This window comes from Pseudomonas sp. GW458-11-26-14-LB4 (assembly GCF_059423925.1).
In genome coordinates this window covers 110,240-121,387 of the sequence record NZ_JBWKYU010000022.1, presented here as the reverse complement: position 1 = coordinate 121,387, position 11,148 = coordinate 110,240, and the positions used below count along the sequence as shown (strand labels likewise).

At 60.2% G+C, this 11,148-nt stretch carries 10 protein-coding genes; 6 read left to right on the top strand and 4 right to left on the bottom strand.

The annotated features are described in order from the left end of the window. Positions 1-249: 249 nt before the first annotated feature. The 3 genes from infA to aat all read right to left on the bottom strand — a co-directional run bounded on the left by infA (position 250) and on the right by aat (position 2,027). The gene (infA, locus tag AC07XZ_RS24670; RefSeq protein ID WP_002553999.1) at positions 250-468 is read right to left on the bottom strand and encodes a translation initiation factor IF-1; all 219 of its coding nucleotides are present in this window, start codon (positions 466-468) and stop codon (positions 250-252) included. Positions 469-580: 112 nt separating this feature from the next. Beyond that, entirely contained in the window at positions 581-1,288 is a 708-nt protein-coding gene (locus AC07XZ_RS24665; protein WP_085745988.1) for an arginyltransferase, read from the bottom strand. A 58-nt stretch (positions 1,289-1,346) separates the two neighbouring features. Beyond that, complete coding sequence (aat, locus tag AC07XZ_RS24660) at positions 1,347-2,027, bottom strand: leucyl/phenylalanyl-tRNA--protein transferase (protein WP_085745989.1); 681 nt, start codon at positions 2,025-2,027, stop codon at positions 1,347-1,349. A 522-nt stretch (positions 2,028-2,549) separates the two neighbouring features. Between aat and AC07XZ_RS24655 the strand changes: the two genes are divergently transcribed. From AC07XZ_RS24655 to cysG, 6 genes are all read left to right on the top strand, one after another. Continuing rightward, on the top strand, positions 2,550-4,958 hold the full coding sequence (locus AC07XZ_RS24655; RefSeq protein ID WP_045121862.1) for a DNA translocase FtsK: 2,409 nt from the start codon (positions 2,550-2,552) through the stop codon (positions 4,956-4,958). Between the two features lie 78 nt (positions 4,959-5,036). After that, positions 5,037-5,657: an outer membrane lipoprotein periplasmic chaperone LolA gene (gene lolA / locus AC07XZ_RS24650; protein WP_102687830.1), complete on the top strand. Its 621-nt coding sequence runs from the start codon at positions 5,037-5,039 to the stop codon at positions 5,655-5,657. A 24-nt stretch (positions 5,658-5,681) separates the two neighbouring features. Beyond that, positions 5,682-7,004, top strand: coding sequence for a replication-associated recombination protein A (locus tag AC07XZ_RS24645; RefSeq protein ID WP_007958186.1), 1,323 nt, complete (start codon positions 5,682-5,684; stop codon positions 7,002-7,004). Then, a complete protein-coding gene (gene crcB, locus AC07XZ_RS24640) occupies positions 7,004-7,378 on the top strand; it encodes a fluoride efflux transporter CrcB (protein ID WP_085712376.1) in 375 nt (124 codons plus the stop codon). Before AC07XZ_RS24645 ends, crcB begins: the two co-directional genes overlap by 1 nt. A 15-nt stretch (positions 7,379-7,393) precedes the next feature. Further along, positions 7,394-8,674, top strand: coding sequence for a serine--tRNA ligase (gene serS, locus AC07XZ_RS24635; protein ID WP_074688938.1), 1,281 nt, complete (start codon positions 7,394-7,396; stop codon positions 8,672-8,674). Then, positions 8,675-10,069 (top strand): siroheme synthase CysG, encoded by a 1,395-nt coding sequence (cysG, locus tag AC07XZ_RS24630; protein WP_102687829.1) that lies wholly within the window; start codon positions 8,675-8,677, stop codon positions 10,067-10,069. 45 nt (positions 10,070-10,114) lie between these two features. On the opposite strand, the gene AC07XZ_RS24625 is transcribed toward cysG, so the two are convergent. Beyond that, a complete protein-coding gene (locus tag AC07XZ_RS24625; RefSeq protein WP_102687828.1) occupies positions 10,115-11,116 on the bottom strand; it encodes a glutathione S-transferase family protein in 1,002 nt (333 codons plus the stop codon). Positions 11,117-11,148: the final 32 nt, after the last annotated feature.

The window sequence follows — 11,148 nt, the reverse complement described above, 5'->3', positions numbered from 1 at the left end:
AAACCGTAGGCGATGCCCCCTGATGGACACCGTAGCGAGGGAACACTGAGCCTAAGCGAAGTGCCGTACGCCGGGGCGTAGACTTTTTGGTTACTTTTGAGGCGTTTGTCAAAAGTGACTCGCTGTAAGAGCGAAACCGCCAGGGGCAGCTCCCGAAGCAACGGATATACACCCAAAACTCAAGCACAAACCCAAAACCCAGACAAACAAAAACGCCCGGCAAATGCCGGGCGTCTTGTATTGACTTGATTAGCGAGCGCGGTAAGTAATACGCCCTTTGCTCAAGTCATAGGGCGTCAGCTCGACGCGCACTTTGTCACCGGTAAGAATACGAATGTAGTTCTTGCGCATCTTGCCGGAAATATGCGCGGTTACGACGTGCCCATTTTCCAACTCCACACGAAACATGGTGTTGGGCAGGGTGTCGACGACAGTGCCTTCCATTTCGAAGCTGTCTTCTTTCGACATGCAGTAAAGCCCTCGGTATCCAATGAATGGCCCGGTGCAACTGCGCCAGGCAAAAGCGGCGTGCATTGTGCCCGAAAAATGGGGTTTACGCCAAGGGGTTTAGGGTTTGCGTTTAGTTCAGGACGACCCAGCGCTGATTGATCAGCAGTTCGATAGGCCGATATTGGGTCTTGTAGTTCATCTTTTTGCAGTTTTTGATCCAGTAACCCAGGTACACCGCCTCAAGCCCCAGCCGCTGGGCTTCGGCGATTTGCCAGAGGATTGCGTAACGGCCCAGGCTGCGGCGTTCCTCCGTCGGCTCGTAAAAGGTGTAGACCGCCGACAGGCCGTTGGGCAGCAGATCGGTGACGGCGACGGCCAGTAACCGTCCGTCGAGCCGGAATTCGTAAAAGCGTGAGAAGGGCAGGTCGCGTACCAGAAAAGTCGAGAATTGATCACGGCTCGGCGGGTACATGTCGCCATCCGCGTGGCGCTGTTCGATGTAGCGCTGATAGAGGTCGAAGTACTCTTCGCTGAACGTCGGCTTGACCGGGCGCACCTGCAAATCGATGTTGCGCTTGAAGATGCGTTTCTGCTGACGGTTGGGGTTGAACTGAGCGACAGGAATGCGCGCAGGCACGCAGGCATTGCAGTTCTGGCAATGCGGGCGGTACAGATGGTCGCCGCTGCGACGAAAGCCCATTTCTGACAGGTCTGCGTAGACATGCACATCCATGGGCTGGCTCGGGTCGAGAAACAGGGTCGTCGCCTGTTCCTCGGGCAGATAACTGCAAGAGTGAGGCTGAGTGGCATAAAACTTCAACCGCGCCAACTCGGTCATGATCAACCCTCAAGGGTAAGCTGGTGAATTAAGTGTAAGCCACGCGCGCAAAAGTCGCTCAGCAAACCCAGGTCGCATGATTGGGTTGATCGAGGTGTCGGGCCAGATAGTCGGCGAATGCAGAACGGGAAATTGCCCGGGCGCCAAGGCTTTGCAGATGATCGGTAGGCATCTGGCAGTCAATCAATACGAAACCCGCCTGTTTCAGATGTTGCACCAGCGTCGCAAAACCGTACTTGGACGCGTTGTCCGCGCGGCTGAACATCGACTCGCCGAAGAACAGCTGCCCCATCGCCAGGCCGTACAGGCCGCCGACCAGTTCGCCCTCATCCCAGACTTCCACCGAGTGAGCAAAACCGCGCCGATGCAATTCGATATAGGCGTCCTGCATCGCCTCGGTGATCCAGGTGCCGTCGGCGTATTCCCTGGGAGCGGCGCAGGCGTGGATCACGGCGTCGAAATCCTGATCGAAGGTCACTTGATAACGCTGTTGGCGCATCAATTTGCCGAGGCTGCGCGAGACGTGCAGTTCGTCGGGAAAAAGCACGGTACGCGGATCCGGCGACCACCAGAGAATCGGCTGGCCTTCGGAAAACCATGGAAAGCAGCCGTGACGATAAGCCTGGATCAAACGATCGGCGGACAGGTCGCCACCGGCCGCCAGCAATCCGTTGGGATCGCGCATGGCCTTTTCCAGTGGCGGGAAAGTCAGTGAATTGCGTTGTAACCAAGTCAGCATGGCGTCCAGGCTTGCAGAAGGGGAGGGCGGTGGGCGCTGGGCCCGAGGTAAAGTGTGCCGGGAAATGACGCGAATGTCCTCCACTGAGGTGCTGTGTTTTGACCTCTGCAACTTGAGCATCCGAATGCGGTCGTAATCGGGCGTTGCACCGGTGCGGGCAAGGTTGCCGATGCCAATGTGTTGCACTCAGGGGAAATGAGGCGCGAATGCTTCGCTACGTTCATCAAATACACCTCATAAGCCTTTGTCACAAAAGGTAATGCATGCTCAAATTGAACGCCGGGTGTTGTGCGTTTGGCTATGCTTGAACCTGGGGCCTGGAAGCATGGCATCGAACGCGCAAACCCGTACAATGCCGGGCTGTTACAGAATATTCGCCGCGTGCCGTGTTTATAAAAGGCGGGGCGCAGTGTTAAAAGTAGTCTCCGTTGCGCCCGTCAATTTTTTTACCTGCCTGGATTGGGCAGTTTTTTATCGTCATTCAATAGATGGACGCGCCTCTGGCGCAGGAAAAGAAGCGTTTTGAAGAAATCCACGGAAGCACCAAAAACAGTCGTTCCGCTCTGGCGTCAACAGTTGCACTACCGGCTCAAGGAAGGTGCATTGATTGCCATCGGTGCCTTGTGCCTGTTCCTGATGATGGCGTTGCTGACCTACGGCAAGGATGATCCGGGCTGGAGCCACAACAGCAAGATCGACGACGTGCAGAACTTCGGCGGTCCGGCCGGTTCCTACAGCGCCGACATCCTGTTCATGGTGCTGGGTTATTTCGCCTACATCTTCCCGTTGCTGCTGGCGATCAAGGCGTATCAGATCTTCCGTCAGCGTCACGAGCCGTGGCAGTGGAGCGGCTGGCTGTTCTCCTGGCGCCTGATCGGCCTGGTGTTTCTGGTGTTGTCCGGCGCTGCGCTGGCACACATTCATTTCCATGCCGCCACCGGTCTGCCGGCTGGTGCCGGTGGTGCGCTGGGCGAAAGCCTTGGTGATCTGGCCCGTAATGCCCTGAACATTCAGGGCAGCACGTTGTTGTTCATCGCGCTGTTCCTGTTCGGCCTGACGGTGTTCACCGACCTGTCGTGGTTCAAGGTGATGGACATCACCGGCAAGATCACCCTCGACCTGTTCGAACTGTTCCAGGGCGCGGTCAACCGCTGGTGGTCGGCGCGCACCGAGCGCAAGCAACTGGTCGCGCAACTGCGTGAAGTCGACGATCGCGTGCACGACGTGGTTGCACCGACAGTCACCGACAAGCGCGAGCAGGCCAAGGTCAAGGAGCGTCTGATCGAGCGCGAACAGGCTCTGAGCAAGCACATGTCCGAGCGCGAGAAACAGGTTCCGCCGGTCATCGCCCCGGCTCCGGTCAAGGCGCCGGAGCCAAGCAAGCGCGTGCAGAAAGAGAAGCAGGTGCCGTTGTTCGTCGACAGCGCCGTGGAAGGCACCTTGCCGCCGATCTCGATCCTCGATCCTGCGGAAAAGAAACAACTCAATTATTCGCCCGAATCCCTGGCGGCGGTCGGCCACTTGCTGGAGATCAAGCTCAAGGAGTTCGGCGTCGAAGTCACCGTGGATTCGATTCACCCCGGTCCGGTCATTACCCGTTACGAAATCCAGCCTGCTGCGGGCGTGAAGGTCAGCCGTATCGCCAACCTGGCGAAAGACCTTGCACGTTCGCTGGCCGTGACCAGTGTGCGGGTGGTGGAAGTGATTCCGGGCAAGACCACGGTCGGTATCGAAATTCCTAACGAAGACCGGCAGATCGTGCGCTTCTCCGAAGTGCTGTCGACGCCTGAGTACGACAACTTCAAATCGCCTGTCACCCTGGCTCTGGGCCACGACATCGGCGGCAAGCCGGTCATCACTGACCTGGCGAAGATGCCGCACCTGTTGGTGGCCGGTACCACCGGTTCCGGTAAGTCGGTGGGCGTGAACGCGATGATCCTGTCGATCCTGTTCAAGTCCGGCCCGGACGACGCCAAGCTGATCATGATCGACCCGAAAATGCTCGAGCTGTCGATCTACGAAGGCATTCCGCACCTGCTGTGCCCGGTCGTGACCGACATGAAGGACGCCGCCAACGCCCTGCGCTGGAGCGTGGCCGAGATGGAGCGTCGCTACAAGCTGATGGCGAAGATGGGCGTGCGAAACCTGTCCGGCTTCAACGCCAAGGTCAAGGAAGCCCAGGACGCCGGCGAGCCCCTGAGCGATCCGCTGTACAAACGCGAAAGCATCCACGATGAAGCGCCGCTGCTGCAGAAGCTGCCGACCATCGTCGTGGTCGTGGACGAATTCGCCGACATGATGATGATCGTCGGCAAGAAGGTAGAAGAACTGATCGCCCGTATCGCCCAGAAGGCGCGTGCGGCCGGTATTCACCTGATTCTTGCGACTCAACGACCTTCGGTGGACGTGATCACCGGTCTGATCAAGGCCAACATCCCGACACGGATGGCGTTCCAGGTATCGAGCAAGATCGACTCCCGGACCATCATCGACCAGGGCGGCGCCGAACAACTGCTCGGTCACGGTGACATGCTTTACATGCCGCCGGGCACCAGCCTGCCGATCCGGGTTCACGGCGCATTTGTGTCCGACGATGAAGTTCACCGGGTGGTGGAAGCCTGGAAGCTGCGCGGTGCGCCGGAATACAACGACGACATCCTCAACGGTGTCGAAGAGGCGGGCAGTGGTTTCGAAGGCAGCAGCGGCGGCGGTGACGGCGACGATCCGGAAGCTGACGCGCTGTACGACGAAGCCGTGCAGTTCGTGCTGGAAAGCCGTCGCGCCTCCATCTCCGCTGTACAGCGCAAGCTGAAGATCGGCTACAACCGTGCCGCACGCATGATCGAAGCCATGGAAATGGCCGGGGTCGTGACGTCGATGAACACCAACGGTTCCCGCGAAGTACTGGCCCCTGGCCCGGTACGCGACTGATTCGATACCCTGATCCAAATGCAATGGACGGTGCATGAAGCGCCGTCCACTTTCCCACGAGTATTCAAGAGGACTCCCATGCGTCTTATCCGCATGTTGCTGCCGGTACTGGCTCTGACCACCCTCACGGCTCACGCCGATGACAAGGATGTGGCTCGCCTGACCCAATTGCTCGAAACATCCAGGACCCTGACCGCCAACTTCTCCCAGCTGACCCTCGACGGCAGCGGCACCCAGTTGCAGGAAACCACCGGCGACATGACCCTGCAGCGTCCGGGCCTGTTCTACTGGCACACCAATGCGCCAGCCGAGCAGACCATGGTGTCCGACGGCAAGAAGGTCACCCTGTGGGATCCGGATCTGGAACAGGCCACCATCAAGAAGCTCGATGAACGTCTGACCCAGACCCCGGCCCTGTTACTGTCCGGCGACGTGTCGAAGATCAGCCAGAGCTTCGACATCAGCGCCAAAGAGGCCGGCGGCGTGATCGACTTCACCCTGAAGCCGAAAACCAAGGACACCCTGTTCGACAGTCTGCGCCTGTCGTTCCGCAACGGTCTGGTCAATGACATGCAACTGATCGACAGCGTCGGCCAGCGCACCAACATCCTGTTTACCGGTGTGAAGGCCAACGAAGCGGTCCCGGCATCGAAGTTCAAGTTCGACATCCCGAAGGGTGCCGACGTGATCCAGGAATAAACACAGAGGTTTCAACGGTACGTGATGGATCTGTTTCGCAGTGCACCGATTGCCCAGCCACTGGCCGCCCGTTTACGGGCGACCAATCTGGATGAGTATGTCGGTCAGGAACACGTGCTCGCTCGCGGCAAGCCTTTGCGCGAAGCGCTGGAGCAGGGTGCCCTGCATTCGATGATCTTCTGGGGCCCGCCGGGTGTGGGCAAGACCACGCTGGCGCGGTTGCTGGCGGAAGTCTCGGATGCGCACTTCGAAACGGTCTCGGCCGTCTTGGCCGGGGTCAAGGAGATCCGTCAGGCGGTGGAAATCGCCAAGCAGCAGGCCGGCCAGTACGGCAAGCGCACGATCCTGTTTGTCGATGAGGTTCACCGCTTCAACAAGTCTCAACAGGATGCGTTTCTACCGTACGTTGAGGACGGTACGCTGATCTTTATCGGCGCGACCACCGAAAACCCGTCCTTCGAACTGAACAATGCATTGCTGTCGCGGGCGCGGGTCTACGTACTCAAGAGCCTCGACGAAGCGGCGTTGCGCAAACTGGTGCACCGCGCGCTCACTGAAGAACGTGGTCTGGGCAAGCGACATCTGACCCTCAGCGATGAAGGCTTCCAGATGCTGCTGTCCGCCGCCGACGGTGATGGCCGGCGCCTGCTGAACCTGCTGGAAAACGCCTCGGACCTGGCCGAAGACAACAGCGAGATGGGCACCGAGCTGCTGCAAAGCCTGCTCGGCGACACTCGCCGGCGTTTCGACAAGGGCGGTGAAGCGTTCTACGACCAGATTTCCGCGTTGCACAAATCGGTTCGTGGGTCGAATCCGGACGGCGCGCTGTACTGGTTTGCGCGAATGATCGACGGCGGCTGCGATCCGCTGTACCTGGCCCGGCGCGTGGTGCGCATGGCCAGCGAAGACATCGGCAATGCCGATCCTCGAGCCCTGAGCCTGTGCCTGGCCGCGTGGGAAGTGCAGGAACGTCTCGGCAGCCCGGAAGGTGAGTTGGCAGTGGCTCAGGCCATCACCTATCTGGCTTGCGCGCCGAAAAGCAACGCGGTGTACATGGGCTTCAAGACCGCGCTGCGCGCCGCCGCCGAACATGGCTCGCTGGAAGTGCCGCTGCACCTGCGCAATGCGCCGACCAAATTGATGAAGCAATTGGGTTATGGCGACGAATACCGTTACGCCCACGACGAACCGGACGCCTATGCAGCCGGCGAAGACTATTTCCCGGAAGAACTCGACCCGATTCCCTTCTACCAACCGGTGCCGCGCGGCCTGGAGTTGAAGATCGGCGAAAAGCTCAACCACCTCGCCCAACTTGATCGTTTAAGCCCCCGGCAGCGGAGAAAATAGTGGTTCCATTGATCGTTGCAGTCTCCGTCGGCGGGGTTGCCGGCACCTTGTTGCGCTTCGCCACCGGCAATTGGGTCAACGCCAATTGGCCGCGGCACTTCTATACCGCGACGCTGGCCGTTAATATCGTTGGCTGTCTGCTGATTGGCGTGTTGTACGGCCTGTTTTTGATACGCCCGGAAGTACCGATCGAGGTACGTGCCGGGTTGATGGTCGGCTTCCTCGGGGGGCTGACGACTTTTTCATCCTTTTCACTGGATACGGTGCGCCTGCTGGAAAGCGGGCAAGTGCCGCTGGCCCTGGGCTATGCGGCCATCAGCGTATTCGGCGGGCTGCTCGCGACCTGGGCCGGCCTGTCCCTGACCAAACTTTGATAACGAGAAACCGACATGCTCGACTCCAAACTGTTACGTAGCAACCTCCAGGACGTAGCGGACCGCCTGGCTTCCCGTGGCTTTGCCCTGGATGTCGCGCGCATCGAAGCGCTGGAAGAACAGCGCAAGACCGTCCAGACCCGCACCGAAGCACTGCAGGCTGAGCGTAACGCGCGTTCCAAATCCATCGGTCAGGCCAAGCAGCGCGGCGAAGACATCGCGCCGCTGATGGCGGACGTCGAGCGCATGGCGGGCGAGCTGAGTGCCGGTAAAGTCGAGCTGGACGCGATCCAGACCGAACTGGATTCGATCCTGCTGGGCATCCCGAACCTGCCGCACGAATCGGTGCCGGTCGGCGAAGACGAAGACGGCAACGTCGAAGTACGCCGCTGGGGCACTCCGACCGCTTTCGACTTCCCGGTTCAGGACCACGTGGCCCTGGGCGAGAAGTTCGGCTGGCTCGATTTCGAAACTGCCGCCAAGCTGTCCGGCGCACGTTTCGCCCTGCTGCGCGGCCCGATTGCCCGTCTGCACCGCGCACTGGCGCAGTTCATGATCAACCTGCACGTCACCGAGCACGGCTACGAAGAGGCCTACACGCCTTATCTGGTTCAGGCCCCGGCACTGCAAGGCACCGGTCAACTGCCGAAGTTCGAAGAAGACCTGTTCAAGATCGCTCGCGAAGGTGAAGCCGATCTGTACCTGATCCCGACCGCCGAAGTGTCGCTGACCAACATCGTGGCCGGTGAAATCGTCGATTCGAAGCAGCTGCCGATCAAGTTCGTCGCTCACACTCCGTGCTTTCGCAGCGAAGCCGGCGCGTCGGGTCGTGACACTCGCGGCATGATCCGTCAGCACCAGTTCGACAAAGTTGAAATGGTCCAGATCGTCGAGCCGTCGAAGTCGATGGAAGCGCTGGAAAGCCTGACCGCCAACGCCGAGAAAGTTCTGCAACTGCTGGAGCTGCCTTACCGCACCCTGGCGCTGTGCACCGGCGACATGGGTTTCAGCGCGGTCAAGACGTACGACCTGGAAGTGTGGATCCCGAGCCAGGACAAGTACCGTGAAATCTCGTCGTGCTCCAACTGCGGCGACTTCCAGGCCCGCCGCATGCAGGCGCGTTTCCGCAACCCGGAAACCGGCAAGCCTGAGCTGGTGCACACCTTGAACGGTTCCGGTCTGGCGGTCGGACGTACCCTGGTTGCCGTGCTGGAAAACTACCAGCAGGCCGACGGTTCGATCCGTGTGCCGGACGTGCTGAAGCCGTACATGGGTGGCCTTGAGGTCATCGGCTAAATGAAATATCTGCCGCTGTTTCACAACCTGCGCGGCAGTCGTGTGTTGGTCGTCGGTGGGGGGGAGATTGCCTTACGCAAGTCCCGCCTGCTGGCCGATGCCGGTGCGCTGCTGCGGGTGGTCGCACCTGAAATCGAAGCGCAACTGCGCGAACTGGTTGCCGCCAGCGGTGGCGAATGCCTGCTGCGTGGCTACGCCGAAACGGATCTGGACGGTTGCGGGCTGATCATTGCCGCCACCGACGACGAAGCGTTGAACGCGCAAGTTTCCGCCGATGCCCATCGGCGTTGCGTGCCGGTCAATGTGGTCGATGCGCCGGCGCTGTGCAGCGTGATTTTCCCGGCAATCGTCGATCGCTCACCGCTGATCATCGCGGTCTCCAGCGGCGGCGATGCGCCGGTGCTGGCCCGGCTGATCCGCGCCAAGATCGAAACCTGGATTCCCTCGACCTACGGCCATCTGGCCGGTCTGGCCGCGCGGTTTCGCGATCAGGTCAAAGGCCTGTTTCCCGATGTGCAGCAACGTCGCGGTTTTTGGGAGGACGTGTTCCAGGGGCCGATTGCTGATCGGCAACTGGCAGGACAGGGCGCCGAAGCCGAACGTTTGCTGCAAGCCAAGATTGACGGCGAAGCCATGGTTACGACCGGTGAGGTGTATCTGGTGGGCGCAGGGCCGGGTGATCCGGATCTGCTGACCTTCCGCGCCTTGCGCCTGATGCAGCAAGCCGATGTGGTGCTGTACGACCGCTTGGTGGCTCCGGCGATTCTTGAGCTGTGCCGCCGCGATGCCGAGCGTGTCTACGTCGGCAAACGTCGCGCCGATCACGCCGTGCCGCAGGATCAGATCAACCAGCAACTGGTGGATCTGGCCAAGGCCGGCAAGCGTGTGGTGCGGTTGAAGGGCGGGGATCCGTTCATCTTCGGCCGTGGCGGCGAAGAGATCGAAGAACTTGCAGCCCATGGCATCCCGTTCCAGGTGGTGCCGGGCATCACGGCGGCCAGCGGTTGCGCGGCGTATGCCGGGATTCCGCTGACTCATCGCGATTACGCGCAGTCGGTGCGTTTCGTTACCGGTCACCTGAAGGACGGTTCCACCGATCTGCCGTGGGCCGACCTTGTCGCGCCGGCGCAGACGCTGGTGTTCTACATGGGCCTGGTGGGGTTGCCGGTCATCTGCGAGCAGTTGATCAAGCATGGTCGCGCAGCTGAAACGCCGGCCGCGCTGATCCAGCAGGGCACCACGGTCAATCAGCGGGTCTTTACCGGCACGCTGGCCGACCTGCCGCGTTTGGTGGCGGAGCATGAAGTGCATGCGCCGACGCTGGTGATCGTCGGCGAAGTGGTGCAACTGCGCGAGAAACTGGCGTGGTTCGAGGGCGCTCAGGGTCAAATCTGACGACTCTGAAGGGATCGTTCCCACGCGGTGGGAACGATCCTGCTTTCAACCTCTGCGCCAAACCCCTTTCCCGTCCAACCGGTCCCGGTCATGGGCAACAGTGAAATCCTGCTTCGGCCCCTTCGGCACAACCCCGGTCGGGTTGATGGTTTTGTGGCTGCCGTAGTAGTGATTCTTGATGTGCTGGAAATCCACGGTCTCGGCAACGCCCGGCCACTGGTACATCTCCCGCAGCCAGTTCGACAGGTTCGGATAATCGCTGATCCGCCGCAGATTGCATTTGAAGTGCCCGTGATACACCGCGTCGAAACGAATCAGCGTGGTGAACAAGCGCACGTCCGCCTCGGTCAGGTATTCACCCGTCAGATAACGGTTGGCGCCCAGCACCTGCTCCAGATGATCCAGTTCGGCAAACACGTCATCGAACGCTTCTTCATAGGCTTTTTGCGAGGTGGCGAAACCGGCGCGATACACGCCGTTGTTCACGGCAGGGTAGATCCGCTCGTTCAGCGCATCGATTTCGCTGCGTAACGGTGCCGGGTAGAAGTCCAGATCGTTGCCGGTCAAGTCATCGAACGCACTGTTGAACATGCGGATGATCTCCGCCGATTCGTTGCTGACGATGCGCTTGAGCTTCTTGTCCCACAGCACCGGCACGGTGACGCGGCCGGTGTAGTCGGCGGTGTCGGCGGTGTAGCGCTGGTGCATGAAGTCGAAGTGGTCGAGTTTGTCGCCGGTCGAACCGAGGTTCTGATCGAAGGTCCAGCCGTTTTCCAGCATCAGCCAGCTGACGACGGAAACGTCGATCAGGCTTTCCAGGCCTTTGAGCTTGCGCAGGATCAGCGTGCGATGAGCCCATGGACAGGCGAGAGAGACATAAAGGTGGTAACGCCCGACTTCGGCAGCAAAACCACCTTCACCGCTGGGGCCCGGCTCGCCGTTGCGAGTGACCCAGTTGCGGCGCTGCGCCTGTTCGCGCTGGAACGCGCCGTCCTTGCTGCTTTCGTACCACTTGTCCTGCCAGCGGCCGTCGACGAGTAAACCCATGATCAAGACTCCAGAAACCAATAATCGTTGGA